The sequence below is a fragment of the Burkholderia sp. AU16482 genome, assembly GCF_002223285.1.
GTDB classification, from domain to species: Bacteria; Pseudomonadota; Gammaproteobacteria; order Burkholderiales; family Burkholderiaceae; genus Burkholderia; species Burkholderia semiarida.
In genome coordinates this window covers 1,973,010-1,990,019 of record NZ_NKEY01000006.1, presented here as the reverse complement: position 1 = coordinate 1,990,019, position 17,010 = coordinate 1,973,010, and the positions used below count along the sequence as shown (strand labels likewise).

Here is a 17,010-nt window from a genome sequence, read left to right as displayed (position 1 = left end):
ACCGGCGTGGCAGGCCGCGCAGGTCGCCAGGAGCGGCCGGCCGTGGCTGACGCATCCGTGCTCCGGCGCGCGCTGCGCGGCGCCGGCCGCTGGCTGTATCGCTGGCAGAACTGGCTCGTCGGCGCGTTGCTCGTGTTCGGCGCGCTGGCCGCGTGCCGGCTGTGGCCGCATCCGCCGCTGCGCGACTGGAAACCGTCATCGGTCGCGGTGACGGACGCGCGGGGCCGGTTGCTGCGCCTGACGCTCGCGAAGGACGACCGCTACCGACTGTGGGTGCCGCTCGAGCGGATGTCGCCGCAGCTCGTCGAAGCCGTGATGCTGCACGAGGACCGATGGTTCCGGTGGCATCCGGGTTTCAACCCGTACGGTCTGGCGCGCGGCGCATGGATCACGTACGTGCGCGGCGGCAATCCGCAGGGCGGCTCGACGCTGACGATGCAGCTCGCGCGCTCGCTGTGGAAGCTGAACACGCGCACGCCGGCCGGCAAGCTCGAGCAGGTCGCACGCGCGGTGCAGCTCGAACTGTTCTACTCGAAGCGGCAGATTCTCGAAGCGTATCTGAACGACGCGCCATACGGCCGCAACGTCGAAGGCGCCGGCACCGCGAGCGTCGTCTATTTCGACCGGATGCCCGACGCGCTGACGCTGCCCGAAGCGCTCGCGCTCGCGGTGATTCCGCAGGACCCGGCGCGGCGCGTGCGCGGCGGGCAGGACGCGATCAACCGGGCGCTGGCCGCGTCGCGCAACCGGCTGTATGCGCGCTGGCTGACGACGCATCCGGGCGATGCATCGCTCGAGCCGCTGTTCGCGTTGCCGTTGGCGATGCGGCCGTTGTCCGCGCTGCCGTTCGATGCGCCGCACGCGGTCGACCAGGCGCTCGCCGCGCGCGGCGCATGGCGCACGACGTCTGGCGCGGCGGCCGATGGCAACCGCGATGGCGACAGCGATGGCGGCGCACGGCTCGCGACGACGCTCGATCTCGACCTGCAACACACGCTCGAACGGCAGATTTCACGCTATGTCGCGCGCAACGATACGCGCGGCGTGCGCAACGCAGCCGCCATTCTCGTCGATACGCGCGACATGGGCGTGAAGGCGCTGGTCGGCTCCGCGAACTTCTTCGACCGGACGATCGACGGGCAGGTGAACGGCACGCTTGCGCGGCGCTCGCCGGGCTCGACGCTCAAGCCGTTCATCTATGCGCTCGGCTTCGACCAGGGCGTGCTGCATCCGCAGACCGTGCTGCGCGACGTGCCGACCGCGTTCGGACCGTATGCGCCGGAGAATTTCGACGGTCATTTCCTCGGGCCGATCACGGCGACCGATGCGCTGAACCGCAGCCGCAACGTGCCGGCCGTGTGGGTCGCGTCGCAGCTCAAGTCGCCCGACCTGTACCGGTTCCTGCAGGACGCCGGCGTGCGCCGGCTCGCGAGCGCGCGGCACTACGGGCTCGCGCTCGTGCTCGGCGGCGGCGAAGTGACGATGCAGGATCTCGCGGCGCTGTATGCGATGCTCGCGAACCGCGGCGAGTTCCGTCCGCTGCGGCTGCGCGCGGACGAGCCGGCGCCGCCCGGCCGGCGCCTGCTGAGCGCCGAGGCGAGCTACATGACGATGGACATGCTGCGCCAGCACCTGCGTCCCGACGAGACGAGCGGCGCGCAGCCGTCGAGCGTGCCCGTGTACTGGAAGACCGGTACGTCGTGGTCGTTCCGCGATGCGTGGACGGCCGGCGTGTTCGGCCCGTACGTGCTGGTCGTGTGGGTCGGCAATTTCGACAATTCGACCAATACCGCGTTCGTCGGTGTCGATGCGGCCGCGCCGCTGTTCTTCCAGGTCGTCGATGCGATGAACGCGGAACGCACGCTCGTCGAGCCGCCGCGCTCGGTGCCGCCGCGGCTGAAGCGCGTGCGCGTTTGCCTCGCGAGCGGCGATCTCCCGAACGAGTGGTGTCCGCAGCAGGGCTGGACGTGGTTCATTCCGGGCACGTCGCCGATTCGGGTGAGCACCGTGCACCGGCCCGTCGTGATCGACGACGCGACGGGGAAGGCCGCGTGCCCGCCGTACGACGGCAAGCGCACGCATACGGAGATCTTCGAGTTCTGGCCGTCGGATTTGCAGCAGGTGTTCGCGCAAGCCGGCATTCCGCGCCGGCTGCCGCCGCAGAATGCGGATTGTCGCGATGCCGGGCAGGTCGAAGGCGATCCGCCGCGCATCACGTCGCCGCTGCGCGGCAGTACGTATGCGATGCGCGTGAAGACCGCCGACGACACGCGCATCGCGTTCAACGCGACCGCCGATGCGAGCGCGCATGCGCTGTACTGGTTCGTCAACGACGCGTACGTCGGCCGCAGTGTGCCCGGCGATGCGCTGTTCTGGCAGCCGCGCACGGCCGGCAGCTATACGGTGCGGGTGGTCGACGATCACGGGCGCAGCGACCAGCGGCCGTTGGGCGTGGGGCTGGAGCAGTAGGCGCGGCCCGCTCGCGCCGGTTCAGACGCTGTAGCCGATCCGCAGGACGCCCCATGGCCGTCCGCCGACGACGATCGGCGCGGACACGTCCTTCATCAGCGCGAACTGGCCGTTGCCCATGTCGCGCCGATAGGTTTGCAACAGGAACGGCTTGTCGTGCGACACGGACATGCGCGCCGTCCGGTCCGTGTAGATCCGGCGATTCCGTGAGTTCGCCGCGTTCCAGGCGGCGTCCGCGCGCTGCGGCAGCGAAAACTTCCGGTTGTGGGTCGGCAGGTAGCACTGCCGGTCGAAACTCGCGCAGTAGACGATCCGTTCGTCGAGATCGAGCACCGGTTCCTGGATGGCCGGCAGCACGCGATCGGTGAACGCCGTGAAGCGCGTCATGAACTGCTGCGGGTCGGTGCCCGGAATCGGTTCGTAGTGCGTGTCGAAGAGCGCGTCGAGCGCGATATCGCCGCGGCCGACCGCGTCCTCGAATAGCTTGCTGATCGCGGCGGCCGTGCTCCGCGCGGTGTCGATCAGGCGCGTGTCGGGCGATTCGATGCCGGTCGCGGCCGTGAGCTCGATCAGCGTTTCGGAAACGGAGAGCAGGTTGCCGAGCCGGTCCTTGGCCTGCGAGAAATTGTCGGCCGAGTTCTCGACGCCGGACGCCATCTCGCCCACCTGCTCGTCGAGACGGTGGCACTGTGCCTCGATCTCGTCCGTCAGCGATGCGATCTGTTCGGCCTCGCCCGCGAGCTCGGTGATCGCGTGCCCGGTTGCGTGCACGACCTCGCCGATCGTGCGGGTGCCCTCGCGCACGCGGTGCGCGCGGGCGGCGTTGTCGGTGCCTTCCGCGAGCAGGTGCTCGGTCTGCTCGGCGAGCCGCGCGAGCGTCGTCTCGATCTGGGCCGTGGCCTGCCCGGTCTTCGCGGACAGGTTCTTGACCTCGGCCGCGACGACCGCGAAGCTGCGGCCGGATTCGCCGGCGCGCGCGGCCTCGATCGCGGCGTTCAGCGCGAGCAGGTGAGTCTGTCGGGCGATCACCGAGATCTCCTCGGAGACGGCCCGCACGTGATCGAGCGCGTCGCGCAGCGCGCCCATCTGGTCGCTGATCGTGGTGACGCCCTCGACGAGGCCGTGAATGTCGGCGAGCGACGCCTCGATCGTCTGCTGCGACTGCCGGACCGCGTTCGATGCGTTGGCGCTGACGTCGCGCACCTGCTGCGCGGCCTCGGCGATCCGGTGGTTGCCGCGCAGCGTGAGGGCGGCCGATTCGCGCAGCGTGTGGCAGACCTCCGCCTGCCGGGCGACGCGGGCCGCGACTTCCTCGACGTGGCCCGATACGTCGCAGATCTCGATGCCGAGCCGGCCAGCCTGCTCGGCGATGTCGCCGACGAGCGCGCGCGACGAACGGCGGCCGCGGCCGATTCCGAAGAAGTTCACGTTGGTGGGTCTCCTTGAGGACACGCGCGCGGGGTTCCCGGCGGATGTTGGGTATGCGTTCCTGACTTGACGGCCGTACGGCCGCGGACTTGAGGTCGGGTAAACATCGAGATCGGCGTGCCGGATGGCGGGACCGGCGCCGGGAGGGGCGCGTTTGCGCCACGTTCGCGCGACGTTACCGTGGCCGGACGGACGGCGCGTGGCGGCCGCCCGTCCTCGGGGGCTGTATCAGAACACGTGGTGGATGCCGGCGTTGACGCCGACCGTCGTGCCCGGCAACCCGTACAACGCGCCGCCCGTGATGCCGAGGCCCGTATTCATCGCGCCGTGGTTGTTGACCACGCCGACCTGCGCATACAGGCCCGTTCGTTTCGACAGGCTGTAGTCGGCGCCGACCGCGGCAAGCAGCGAATGGTTGTGCGAATCGTTGCGGTCGGTCGTGTACCACGCGCCGGTGTTCAGGTCGAGGGCCGGCGTGACGCGATAGTCGAGGCCGGCGCTGTACACGTTGTTGCTGAACGAACCGGCGACCTTGTAGCTCGTGAACGACGCCTTGCCGGTCACCGGCCCGAACGTGTAGGCGGCGCCGATCGTGCGGCCGACGAACGCGACCGTGCTCGGCACCGGCGTCGGGGACGTGCCGCCGTTGCCGTCGTAGAGCGCCGCGTTGAGCATGAAGCCGCCGTTCGTATAGGTGAGGCTGCCGGAATACTGGCGTCCCGCCTGGAAGTCGCCGGCCTTGCCGCCGAAGCCGAACATCGCGCTGGCCGTCAGCCCGGCGATCGTCGGGCTCGTGTACGAAATCGCGTTCGGGTTGAAGAGGCCCGTGACGAGTACGTTGTCGACGTACGGCACCAGCGCGGCGCCGAAGTGCGAGACGTTGCGCGGATCCGATCCGAGTATCGCGAGCACGAATGGCGAGAACTGCAGGCCGACCTTCGTTTCGCCGAAGCCGCCGTCGATCCCGACCCACGCCTGGCGGCCGAAGAAGTTGCCGTTCGAATGGCCGAACGCGCCGTCCGTGATGTTGAAGCCGCTCTCCAGCTTGAATCTCGCGTGCAGCCCGCCGCCGAGATCCTCGGTACCCGTGATGCCGAAGTTGGTCGGGGTCATGCCCGTGTCGGTCAGCGCGAATTGACGTCCGGCGTTGCCGCCGGTTGCCGAATCGAGCGATCGACTCGTATAGAGCAACGCGGCGTCGAGGTCGCCGTACAGCGTGACGCTGCTCTGCGCGAAACTGCTCGTGCTGGCGGCCGCGCCGAACAGCGCCGCGCAAATCGTCCATGTCCTGCTCTTCATCGTCTGTCTCCGTTTTGTGAGTGTTGTAATACGTACGACTAATTGAAAAGGCGGCGAAAGCGATGCGAGCCGCCTGCATGCCGTGCCGTCGGGGAACGCACGGCGATGCCTGTCGCCGGCGCGAAGGCGGCCGCGAGCCCGGCGTGGGAAACGGGATCGCGGCCGTGCCGCGGCGCCGCGTTGAAGCGATACGCCCGCCGTGGCGGGCGATGTCACATCGAGCGGTTCAACTGCTCGAGGATGGCCGGATTCTCGAGCGTGGACGTATCCTGCGTGATCGCCTCGCCCTTCGCGAGCGAGCGCAAGAGGCGCCGCATGATCTTGCCCGAGCGCGTCTTCGGCAGGTTGTCGCCGAAGCGGATGTCCTTCGGCTTCGCGATCGGCCCGATCTGCTTGCCGACCCAGTCGCGCAGCGCCTTCGCGAGCGCCGCCGCTTCGTCGCCTTCCGGGCGCGAACGCTTCAACACCACGAACGCCACGACCGCCTCGCCCGTCGTGTCGTCCGGGCGGCCGACCACCGCCGCCTCCGCCACGAGTTCATGCGACACCAGCGCCGATTCGATCTCCATCGTGCCCAGCCGGTGGCCCGACACGTTCAGCACGTCGTCGATCCGGCCCATGATCGTGAAGTAGCCGGTCTCCTTGTCGCGCACGGTGCCGTCGCCAGCCAGATAGAGCGTGCCGCCGAGTTCTTCCGGGTAATAACTCTTCTTGAAGCGCTCCGGATCGCCCCAGATCGTGCGGATCATCGCGGGCCACGGGCGCTTGACGACCAGAATCCCGCCTTGCCCGTTCGGCACGTCCTGGCCCGTCTCGTCGACCACCGCGGCCATGATGCCCGGCAACGGCAGCGTGCACGAACCCGGCACGGTCGGCGTCGCGCCCGGCAGCGGCGTGATCATGTGGCCGCCGGTTTCGGTCTGCCACCACGTATCGACGATCGGGCAGCGCTCGTGGCCGACGTGCTTGTGGTACCACATCCACGCTTCCGGATTGATCGGCTCGCCGACCGTGCCGATGATGCGCAGGCTCGATAGGTCATAGCTCTTCGGATGAACCTTGTCGTCGGCTTCGGCCGCCTTGATCAGCGAACGGATCGCGGTCGGCGCGGTGTAGAACACGGTCACCTTGTGGTCGCCGATCATCTTCCAGAAGCGCCCGGCGTCCGGATACGTCGGCACGCCCTCGAACACGACCTGCGTGCCGCCGCACGCGAGCGGCCCGTACGTGATGTACGTATGGCCCGTGACCCAGCCGATGTCGGCCGTGCACCAGAACACGTCGTCGGGTTTCCAGTCGAAGGTCCACTTCATCGTCTGCGCGGCCCACAGCAGGTAGCCGCCCGTGCTGTGCTGCACGCCCTTCGGCTTGCCGGTCGAGCCCGACGTATACAGGATGAACAGCGGATGCTCGGCGCCGACCCAGGTCGGCTCGCAGCGGTCGGATTCGCCGTCGGTCAGCTCGTGCATCCACAGGTCGCGGCCCGCGTGCCAGTCGATCTTGCCGCCGGTGCGCCGATAGACGATCACGCTCTTGACGGCTTCGCAGCCGCCCAGCGCGATCGCCTCGTCGGCGATGCTCTTGAGCGGCAGCGTCTTGCCGCCGCGCGCCTGTTCGTCGGCGGTGATGAGCGCCACGGCGCCGACGTCGACGAGCCGCTCGTTGAGCGATTTCGCGGAGAAGCCGCCGAACACGACCGAGTGCGTCGCGCCGATGCGCGCGCAGGCCTGCATCGCGACGATGCCTTCGATCGACATCGGGATATAGATGACGACGCGATCGCCCTTGCCGATCCCGCGTTTCTTCAGCGCATTGGCGAAGCGCGACACGCGTGCGAGGAGGTCCGCATAGGTGACGCGGGTGACGGTGCCGTCGTCGGCCTCGAAGATCACCGCGACGCGCTCGCCGTGGCCGGCTTCGACGTGACGGTCGAGGCAGTTGTACGACGCGTTGAGCTCGCCGTCGTCGAACCATGTGTAGAACGGTGCGTTACGCTCGTCGAGCACCTTGGTGAACGGCTGGTGCCACGCGAGGCCTTCGCGCGCGAGCCGCGCCCAGAAGCCTTCGTAATCCTGCTCGGCCTCGGCGACGAGCGCGCGATAGGCCGGCATGCCGGAAATGGTCGCCGTCTTCTCGAGCGCCGCGGGCGGCGCGAACTGACGGGTTTCGTGAAGAACCGATTCGATCTTGGACAAGCGTGTCTCCATGCGTTCGTGTGATTCCTGCTGCGCTCGTGAAAACGCAACATGCATGCCAGTTGCGCGACCGGGGCGCGACTGCGGCGAAAACCGCGGCAGTCGGGCGGGTGGCGCCCGATCCGATCGGCCCTGCGGTGTTGCGAATGACGGCGCGAGGCGGCGCGGCGTTCAGAAATGCAGCAAGTCGTGTTGCAGTCCTGAGCAGTGGATGGGCGAGCCGGCAGGCGGTCGCCCCGGCATGGCCGTGTCAGGCGAGCAGTGAACGCAGCGCCGGCGCGTGCCGGAATTGCCGGATGCGTTCGAGCGCCGCTACCTCGAGCTGGCGGACGCGCTCGGCCGACAGGTTCAGTTGCCGGCCGATCTCGCGTAGCGAATACTCGTTGTCGACATCGATGCCGTACCTCAGGCGGAGAATCCACGCTTCGCGTGCGGGGAGGCGGTCGATCAGCGCGGCGACCGCTGTGCGCAACTGACCGGCGCTCGCCGCTTCTTCGGGCGTCGGCGCGTCGGGGTCGATCGTGACGTCGCACAGCGTCAGGTCGTGATCGGGCGAAACCGGCAAATCGGCGGAGATCGGCTCGCGCACGATGCTCATCAGCTCGCGCACCTTGTCGACCGGCAGCCGCATCTGCGTGGAGAGCGCCCGCGCGTCGGCGACGTCGCCGGTCCGTTGCCGGTGGATTCGCGCGAGCCGCGACAGCTTGTTGAGCGTATCGACCGTATGCGCGGGTACGCGTATCGTGCGCCCCAGATCGGCGAGCGCATGCGTGATCGCCTGCCGGATCCACCATGTCGCATACGTCGAGAATTTGAAGCCGCGCCGGTGGTCGTAGCGATCGACGGCCTTCATCAGGCCGATATTGCCTTCCTGGATCAGATCGGGGAACGGCAGGCCGCGATCGGCATAGCGCTTGGCGACCGACACGACGAGCCGGAGATTGCTCTGGAACAGCTTCGTTCTCGCGGGTTGCATCGCGCGCTCGATACGCGAGAGCCGCGCATCGAGCGCAATCGCGATGTCGAGCGGCAGCGGAGACTCGGCGGCCAGGCGAGCGAGCGCGGTGCGCGCGTCGATCAACGCCGGCGCGTGGCGGGCGAGGGCGGTCGCGCAATCGGGGTGCGCGGCGCTGTATGCGTGTAGCCACGCGCGTACGTCGTCGCACCGCGTGAATAGATCGTGGCGCGCGGATTCGACGCGTATGCCCGCGGCGGCCAGCGTGTCGACGAGCCGTTTTTCGAATGTGCGCGCTTGCGTCGCGCGCTCGCGGTTCGTCTGTCCGATGCGTTCGATCGCGCGCGAGGTGAAGCGGATGCTGCCGGTCAACGCGCCAGTGTCGCGCAGCAGCGCGCGGTAAGTCGCCGACTCGAAACCGTCCGCTCGCAATGCGTGCTGCATCGCCGATGCCAACGCACCGGCACGCTCGAGCGCCCCGACGACCGTATCGCGCCACGCCGGGCTGTCGAGGGAAAGACCGGCGTCGTCGTCGGGCGCGGGCGGTGCCATGATCGGCTCGTCGGACGACATCGTCGCCGCATTCGCGGGCGGCTCGGCTTCACCGGCGAACCCCGTCACGTAAGCCGATGCCGCCACCTTGCCGGCGCGGACGTCGTCCGCGATCGCCGCGACGACGGCGAGTGCCGCCGGATCGCGGCTCAATGCGTCGACGCATGCGGCGCGGCCGCTTTCCAGACGAAGCGCGAGCGCGATTTCCTCGTCGCGTTCGAGCAACGGCGTCGCGCTCATTTCCCGCAGATAGAGCCGGACCGGGTCGTTGGTCCGGCCCGCGAGCAGGTCGTCGGCCGCGAGCGGCGTCGACGCGTCGGCCAGCGTCGACGCGACTTCCGTCACCTGCGCAAAATGGCCGTCGAGCGTCCACGCGGTGCGCGCGCCGGCATGCTCGCGTACGTCGATGCCGAACTCGCGCAGCATCGACGCTGCTGCGTCGAAATCCGCGCCGTCGGCCGCATCGTCGGGTAGCGCGTCGGCGATTTCACCGTGCGTCACGTAGCCGCGATCGATGCCCAGCGCGATCAGCGCATGCAGATGCGCGGCACGATCGGGGGCCGCGCCGCGCCGCGACACGCCGTCGCGCTCGCGAGCGGGCCCGGCGTCAGGCGAGCTTTGCATAGACGTTGCACCAGCCTTCGGCGGCAACCGTCTTGCCCGCGAACATCGGGCACGTACCGAAGGATTCGCCCGCGGCAGCCTTGTAGAAGCGGCAGTTCGAACACGTCTGGCCAGCCTGATACTTCGGGAACTTGCCTGCGTCGACGGCGGCCGCCTTGGCGCGGTAGCCGAGCGTCTTCGCCGTCGCATCGTTTTCGTCGACGGGCGGGGCGGCCGCGAATGCACGGGGGCCGGCCGCGAGCGCAGCGCACAGGCCGGCGGCCTGAACGAAGAAGGTTCTGCGATGACGGGAGATCATGATGGGATCCTGAATGAAATGAAAGGAAAAAGTCGGGCTCGCGCGCCGGGCAAACTGCCCGGCGCGACGGTCGATCGAAACGAAGGTGGGCGGGCGGATTACTTGCGCGGTCCGGCGATGAGCGGCGCCTTCGATGCGTTGGCGATCTCGGCGGTCAGCTTGCTCTTCGACGCGTCGTAGCCGTTCGAGTAAAGCAGGAACGCCATCAGGTCCTCGTACTCCTGTGCGGTCATCTTGCCGGGGCGATCGGCGGGCATGTTGCTCGACATGTACAGGAAGATGCCGCCGACCGTGATATGCGACTTGCCTTCGGGCGCGAACGATTCTCCGCTCAGCGCGGGCGCGGTATTGCCCTCGAGCTGATCGCCGTGGCATTTCGCGCACGCGTCGCCGTAGAGCTTCTTGCCGTGCTGCACCTGCGCCTGATCGAACGACGGGACGCCGCCGCCTTCGCTCGTCGACACCTTGATGAAGCCGCTCCTTGCCGGCCGCTGTGCGGACGCGAGCGCGCCGTCGAGAAACCGGCCGGGCACGCGCGTGGCGGCTTGCGCGATGTCGTCGGGCAGCGTCCAGCCGCGCGTGAGCGACGCGAGACGACCGTTGCCGCTCATCTGCGACAGCGTGGCGTCGATGCGCTTTTGCAGCGCATCCTTGCCCGGCCCGAACGCGAACGACAGTTGCCAGTCGGAGTACGGCGACGACGTCGCCGCGACCTGGAACCGTTGTTTCGGATGGGCTCGCTCGTACGCGACGACGCTCGGATACCAGACGATCGCGCGCTGTGCACGGCCCGCGGCGAGCGCGCCGATCGTTTTCTCGCTCGTGTTCTCGAGGTCGAAGCGGGCGTTCGTCTGCTGCGCGGCGATCAGTTGCGACGGGCTGCCGTACGTGGCCGCGATCGTTTCCTTGGCGCCGGTCGGCGCTGGCGCGTCGCGCAGCGACACGCTGACGTAGCCGGAGCGCAGATAGCCCTGCGAGAACGTCATCCTGGATCCCGACGCATCGGCGATCGCCGAACGCGGGAAGCCGGCGATCACGTCGCAGTCGCGTTCGAGCGATTTCGTCAGCTCGCTGGCGGAGATGCCGTCGTCGTCGCCGTTGTCGTCCACGCCGTGTTTGTTGAAGGTCGCGGCGATGCCCGCGGCGCGGAACACTTCGCGCGCAACGGAGCGGTCGAGCGCGGTGGTCGGGCTGCCGGGCAGCGTGCAGACGCGCACGCCGGCCGACGCGGCTGCCGGTGTCAGCGCCACGCCCACGGCGAGCAGACTGGCGACGGTAACGGAAGTGAGGCGAGTATTCATGGTCGTATGTCCGGTTGAAGCAGGTGGGACGTCGCGCCCGCATCGGGCGCATGCGGGCGCGACTCGGGCGTGGCGCGTGTTCAGTTCAGCGCGAACACGTACAGCGTGCCGCCGCGCGGAACGTCCTTCGCGATGTCGGCCATCGGGCCGCCCCAGATCGGGTTCGCGCCGCCATAGCCGGCGAGCACGGCGACATATTCCTTGCCGTCGACTTCATACACCGACGGTTGGGAAATGATGCCGCTCGCCAGTTGCGGGCTTTCCCACAGCACCTTGCCGGTCGCCGTGTCGAACGCGTACAGGTGGCCGTCGAGCGAGCCGCTGAACGCGAGGCCGCTCGCCGTGGTCGCGACGCCGCCGTTCCACGGCTTCTTCGACCAGTGGCTCCACAGCTTCTTGCCGGTGTTCACGTCGATGGCCGTCAGTTCGCCGTAGCCTTCGCTGCCCGGTTCGGGCTTGATCTCGAAGCCTTCGCCGAGATACGGCAGGCCTTCCATGTAGCTGACCGACTTGCCGGTCAGGCTCATGCACGCATGCAGCGCGGGCACGACCGCGATGTTGCGTTCCTGGTCGTACGAGATCGACCACCAGTTCTTGCCGCCGAGGAAGCTGGGGCACGTCTCGATCGTCGTGCCGGCCTTCGGGAACTTCGATGCGTCCTGGATCGGCTTGCCGTCGGCCGTGTAGCCGGTGACCGACAGCGCCTTCACGAACGGCGTCGCGTAGATCAGCTTGCCGGTCGTGCGGTCGATCGCATGGAAGAAGCCGTTGCGGTCCGCGTGGATGATCGCGTCGTAGTCCTTGCCCTTGTACTTGATGTCCGCGAGGACGGCCGCGTTCACGCCGTCGTAGTCCCACGTGTCGTTGTTCGTGTACTGGTAGTGCCACTTCAGGTTGCCGCTCTTCGCATCGAGCGCCAGCAGCGAGTCGGAATACAGGTTGTCGCCGGGGCGCAGCGCGGCGAGCCACGGGCCGGGGTTGCCGACGCCCCAGTACAGCGTGCGGGACGCGGCGTCGTACGTGCCGGTGAGCCACGCGGCGCCGCCGCCGTGGCTCTGCATGCCGTCGGGCCAGGTTTCCGCGCCCTTTTCGCCGGCGGCGGGGATCGTGTAGCGTTTCCAGACCTGCGAGCCGTCCTCCGGATTCAGCGCGGCGATGTAGCCGCGAATGCCGTATTCGCCGCCGGACGTGCCGACGACGATCGCGCCGTCGATCGCGAGCGGCGCGAGCGAGAACGCGTAGCCGAGGCCCGGCTCGAACATCTGCTTCTTCCACACGAGATTGCCGGTCTGCGCGTCGAGCGCCGCGACTTCGCCGTTCAGCATCGCGATATAGACGTTCTTGCCGTACAGCGCGACGCCGCGGTTCACTACGTCGCAGCACGCGGTCTTGAACGAGGCCGCGCCGAGCTTCGGCTCGTATTTCCACAGCTGCTTGCCGGTTTTCGCATCGAACGCGTAGACGTTGTCCTTCGGCGTCGTCACGAACAGATAGTTGCCGTTGACGATCGGCGTGGCCTCGAAGCCCTGCTTCAGGTCGGCGGGGAACTTGTACGCCCACACCTGCTTGAGATCCTTCGCGTTCGACGTGTCGATCTGCTTGAGCGGCGAGTGCGAGCGACCGTCGTAGGTGCGGTAGTAGGTCAGCCAGCCCGGATCGCCGTGCGCATCGGTCAGGCGCTGGTAGGTCACGGCCGGGTAGTCCGCGGCCGCTTCGACGAGGCCGGGGTTCAGCGCGACGGCCGCCGCCGCCGCGATGCCGATCGTCGCCAGCCGGCTCGCTGAAGCCGAGAGTTTCTTCATGGTTGTCTCCTGAGTCATTGTGGTCGCACCGCCGCGAACGATTCGTCGCGCCGGCACGGTTGGGTTTCCGGGCCGAGTGCGCTGTCCGTTACGCAAGTCGCATGCCATCGGTGTCGCATGCCGGTATGACGCGGCATACCGGCGTATCGCAGGGGAAGCACGCACGGGCGGTTCGCGCCATCGCGTCGACGCAGGTGTTGCATTCAGGTACACCGTCGCGCGCGAAGTGTTGCCAAACATGACAGGTGGCGCGGCCCGCGCAACAGCGGCGAGTCGGTCGCCCACATTGGGTACCGACGCGATGTGCGGCGCAGCGCGCGCCACGCGTGCTCGCGGCGCTGGCACGGTTCTCGCACGCCGGCTTCGCGACAACCCGTCGCCGCGCGATGCCTCGCACGCGCCGGCGGAACATGAATGCGGAGACAACGTAGATGATCAGGAGACCAAAGGCCGCCGCGCGCGACGCCGCGACGCGGCGCGGCCGGCGTGCGCGATGCGTCGGCACGGCCCTCGGCGCGCTCGCGCTGGTCGGCTTGCCGGCCGGCAGCGTGTGCGCGCAGCCGCAGGCGGACGGGGCCGCGCTCGAGCCGGACGTCGTGCTGCCCGCGGTGGTCGTCGTCGGCACCACGCCGCTGCTCGGGATCGGCACGCCGCTGTCGAAGGTGCCGGCGAACGTGCAGACGGTGCGTGCGGCGGAACTCGACGCGCAGCACCGCGCGACGCTCGCCGATTTCTTCGCGGCGAACCTGCCGAGCGTGACGATCTCGGATGCGCAGGGCAACCCGTATCAGACGGACGTCAACTATCGCGGCTTCACCGCGTCGCCGCTGCTCGGCACGCCGCAGGGGCTGTCGGTGTTCGTCGACGGCGTGCGCGTGAACGAGCCGTTCGGCGACGTCGTGAACTGGGACATCCTGCCCATGCAGGCGATCGACCGCGTGCAATTGATTCCGGGCTCCAACCCGGTGTACGGGCTCAACACGCTCGGCGGTGCGCTCGCGATCACGACGAAGGACGGCAGGTCGAACCCGGGCGGCGAAGCGGAGGTGTCGGGCGGTGCGTGGGGCCGCAAGAGCGCCAGCGTCGAGCAGGGCGGCACGATCGGCCCGAACCTCGACTACTACGCGACCGCGAACGTCGCGAACGACGGCGGCTGGGCCGACCATAACGCGAGCCGCGTGCGGCAGGCGTTCGGCAAGCTGCGCTACACCGATGCGGACACGACGCTGTCGATCGCGGCGGGCGGCGCCGACAACACGCTGTCCGGCTCCCAGACGATCCCGCGCTCGTTCCTCGACAACCGCAAGCAGGCGTATACGTATCCGGACCGGAACCGCAACAGCGCCGGCTACCTGACGCTGTCGGGCGACCGCTTCTTCGGCGAAAACGTCGAATTGAGCGGCAACGCGTACTACCGACACCTGCGCAACACGAACACGAGCAGCAACAACAATACGGATTACGGATCGGTGGACGAGGACGGTACGGTCGACACGGTGCAGGGCAGTAACGCGCAATCGACGATCGTCACCGACAGCTACGGCGGCAGCGTGCAGCTCACGCTGCTCGGCAAGCTCGGCGGGATGGCGAACCGGCTGGTCGCGGGCGTCTCGGCCGATATCGCGAACTCGAGCTACGTCGCGTCGTCGCAGGACGCGTCTTTCACCGATGCGCGCGCGGCGCTCGGCATCGGCGATTTCGTGCAGCAGACCCGCGCCAAGACGCGCAACACGAATTTCGGCGTGTACCTGAGCGACGCGCTGTCGCTGACGCCGCACTGGACGCTCACGCTGTCGGGCCGCTACGACTGGTCGAAAGCGCAGATCGGCGACGAGAGCGGCGTGCAGCCGCTGCTCGACGGCAACCACGTGTTCTCGCGCTTCAACCCGGCGGTCGGGCTCAACTGGAACCCGGTTCCGGGTTTTACCGCGTATGCGACGTACAACGAAGGCATGCGTTCGCCGACCGCGATCGAGCTCGCGTGCGCGGACCCGGCGGCGCCGTGTTCGCTGCCGAACGACTTCATCGCCGACCCGGCGCTCAAACCCGTGATCTCGAGGACGTTCGAGGCCGGCGTGCGCGGGCGCATCGGCGCCGCGACGACCTGGAGCGCCGCGGCCTATCGCACGACATTGACCGACGACATCCAGTTCATCAGCAGCCCGGCCAGCGCGCAGGGCTATTTCCGCAACGTCGGCGATACGCGGCGGCAGGGTATCGAGCTCGCCGGCCGCACGCGGCTCGGCCCGCTCGGTGTCGGGCTGTCGTACAGCCATGTCGATGCGACCTACCGTTCGTCGTGGACCGAACACAGCCCGGCGAATTCGGCGGCCGACGCGAACGGCAACGTGACGGTCAAGCCGGGCGACCGCATCCCCGGCATTCCCGCGCATACGGTGAAGCTGCGGCTCGACTATGCGGCAACGCCTGCATGGGACATCGGCACGAACGTCACGTGGCGCAGCGGCGTGTACGCGCGCGGCGACGAGAACAACGGCGACGTGAACGGCAGGATCGCGGGCTACGTGCTCGTCGATCTCGACATGCGTTACCGGGTCACGAAACGGTTCGAGGTGTTCGCGAGCGTGACGAACCTGCTCGACAAGCGCTACGCGAGCTTCGGCGTACTCGGCCAGAATTTCTTCAACGGACCGAACCACACGTTTGACGGCGCCAACCCGGTGAACGAACCGTTCGTCGGGCCGGGCGCACCGCGCGGCGCGTGGGTCGGCGCGCGTTATGCGTGGGATTGAGCGTGTCGCCGCGTCATGACACCAACGCGCGCGGGCCGTCACGTGAACGGCGCTGTCGCGAACATTGCGTTCACCGCGCGTGCGATGCTGCGCGCCAGCGCCGGGTCGCTTGCCAGATGCCCGGCCTTCACGCATTCGATTCGCGCTTCGGGCACGGCTCGCGCGAGGCGCTCGACGTTGCCGACCGGGCAAACGGGATCGTGTATCCCGTGCGCGGCGAACAGCGGCACGTGGGCCCGTGCGGCCCGTCGCGCGAGCGCGAGCACGCGGCGCTCGCCGAGCCAGCAATCGTGTTGCAGGTAGTGCGCCTGGATCCGGTATTTGTCGATCAGCCGGCGGACGGTCTCGTTCGAACGGACCGCGAGCATGGGCGAGCGGCGCGTGCGTGCCGACGCGAGGATCGCGCTTTCGTATGCGTGCCACGCGAGCGCCACCGCGCGCTGCCGGGCCGCGCTCGCGCCGTGGCGCAATCGTTGCGCGCAGCGCGACAGCAGGCGATCCGGCCGGCCACCCCCGGCCGCTGCATTGAGGCGCCGCCATTCGCGCGGGGCACGCGTGCGGGACGTCATGAAGAGCCCGCGGACTTCGCGGCGCGACGTCAGGAACAGGCCGCGCAGCACGACGCCCGTCACCCGTTCCGGATGCGTACCCGCATACGCGAGTGCGAGCGCGGCGCCCCACGATCCGCCGACGACGCCCCAACGTGTCACGCCGAGCTGCTCGCGCACCGCCTCGAGATCCGCGATCAGCCGCGCGGTGTCGTTGTGACGCGTGCCGCCGCGCGGTGTCGACGTGCCCGCGCCGCGCTGGTCGACGAGCACGACGCGCACGCGGGTAAGGTCGAACAGCCGCAGGATGCCGGCCTGGCTGCCGCTGCCGGGGCCGCCGTGCAGCACGACGACCGGATGGCCGCGCGCGGCGCCGGCCACGGTGAAGGCGATCGATTGCGCATCGCGGCGCAGGCGTCGGCGAACGGGCGTGGGCGGCGGCGCCGGCGTGTCGGGCAAGACCCGCATGGCGGGCGGCGGCGTGGATCGAATCGGGCGACGCGTCATGTCGATAGGGTTCGGGCGGAATCGGGAGGCGTAATCGTCGGCGGCCGGACGGTCGCCCGGCCTGCCCTGCGACAAAGCGAGAAGCGCGCCAGCCGCGAAGATCCGGATTCGCACGGGTAGTCACGCGCCGGGAAATCGCGGTATCACGCAGACAGGCCGTCGCGCGACGCGACGCGCGCCACCGCGCCCGGGCGATTCATTACATCCTCCTTTCGATCGGGTTGCGCGGCGCCAGCGTGGCCCGATGCTTGCTTGCAATGACGGCAAAGAGTCCGGCAG

At 68.7% G+C, this 17,010-nt stretch carries 10 protein-coding genes; 2 read left to right on the top strand and 8 right to left on the bottom strand.

Annotated elements, in window-relative coordinates; all coding sequences use genetic code 11:
* The first annotated feature begins 42 nt into the window (after positions 1-42).
* The gene (pbpC, locus tag CFB35_RS26210; protein ID WP_059575355.1) at positions 43-2,469 is read left to right on the top strand and encodes a penicillin-binding protein 1C; all 2,427 of its coding nucleotides are present in this window, start codon (positions 43-45) and stop codon (positions 2,467-2,469) included.
* Positions 2,470-2,490: 21 nt separating this feature from the next.
* Here the strand turns inward: pbpC and CFB35_RS26205 are convergent, their stop codons facing one another.
* The 7 genes from CFB35_RS26205 to CFB35_RS26175 all read right to left on the bottom strand — a co-directional run bounded on the left by CFB35_RS26205 (position 2,491) and on the right by CFB35_RS26175 (position 12,923).
* The gene (locus CFB35_RS26205; RefSeq protein WP_059575353.1) at positions 2,491-3,897 is read right to left on the bottom strand and encodes a methyl-accepting chemotaxis protein; all 1,407 of its coding nucleotides are present in this window, start codon (positions 3,895-3,897) and stop codon (positions 2,491-2,493) included.
* Positions 3,898-4,125: 228 nt separating this feature from the next.
* Complete coding sequence (locus CFB35_RS26200) at positions 4,126-5,196, bottom strand: porin (RefSeq protein ID WP_059575351.1); 1,071 nt, start codon at positions 5,194-5,196, stop codon at positions 4,126-4,128.
* 212 nt (positions 5,197-5,408) lie between these two features.
* Positions 5,409-7,391 carry an acetate--CoA ligase gene (gene acs / locus CFB35_RS26195; protein ID WP_089465809.1) on the bottom strand — a complete coding sequence of 661 codons (1,983 nt, stop codon included), beginning with the start codon at positions 7,389-7,391 and terminating at the stop codon, positions 5,409-5,411.
* Positions 7,392-7,641: 250 nt separating this feature from the next.
* Positions 7,642-9,522: a sigma-70 family RNA polymerase sigma factor gene (locus CFB35_RS26190; RefSeq protein ID WP_089465744.1), complete on the bottom strand. Its 1,881-nt coding sequence runs from the start codon at positions 9,520-9,522 to the stop codon at positions 7,642-7,644.
* Entirely contained in the window at positions 9,506-9,820 is a 315-nt protein-coding gene (locus CFB35_RS26185) for a high-potential iron-sulfur protein (protein ID WP_059583268.1), read from the bottom strand. Before CFB35_RS26185 ends, CFB35_RS26190 begins: the two co-directional genes overlap by 17 nt.
* A 98-nt stretch (positions 9,821-9,918) precedes the next feature.
* Entirely contained in the window at positions 9,919-11,121 is a 1,203-nt protein-coding gene (locus tag CFB35_RS26180; RefSeq protein ID WP_060968396.1) for a c-type cytochrome, read from the bottom strand.
* Positions 11,122-11,201: 80 nt separating this feature from the next.
* Positions 11,202-12,923, bottom strand: a complete 1,722-nt coding sequence (locus tag CFB35_RS26175) for a methanol/ethanol family PQQ-dependent dehydrogenase (protein ID WP_059583265.1) — start codon at positions 12,921-12,923, stop codon at positions 11,202-11,204.
* 431 nt (positions 12,924-13,354) lie between these two features.
* Here CFB35_RS26175 and CFB35_RS26170 point away from each other — a divergent pair, with 431 nt between their 5' ends.
* Positions 13,355-15,676, top strand: coding sequence for a TonB-dependent receptor (locus CFB35_RS26170; RefSeq protein ID WP_089465743.1), 2,322 nt, complete (start codon positions 13,355-13,357; stop codon positions 15,674-15,676).
* Between the two features lie 38 nt (positions 15,677-15,714).
* Here CFB35_RS26170 and CFB35_RS26165 read toward each other — a convergent pair whose 3' ends face one another.
* Positions 15,715-16,731: an alpha/beta fold hydrolase gene (locus CFB35_RS26165; protein WP_089465742.1), complete on the bottom strand. Its 1,017-nt coding sequence runs from the start codon at positions 16,729-16,731 to the stop codon at positions 15,715-15,717.
* Between the last annotated feature and the right edge of the window lie 279 nt (positions 16,732-17,010).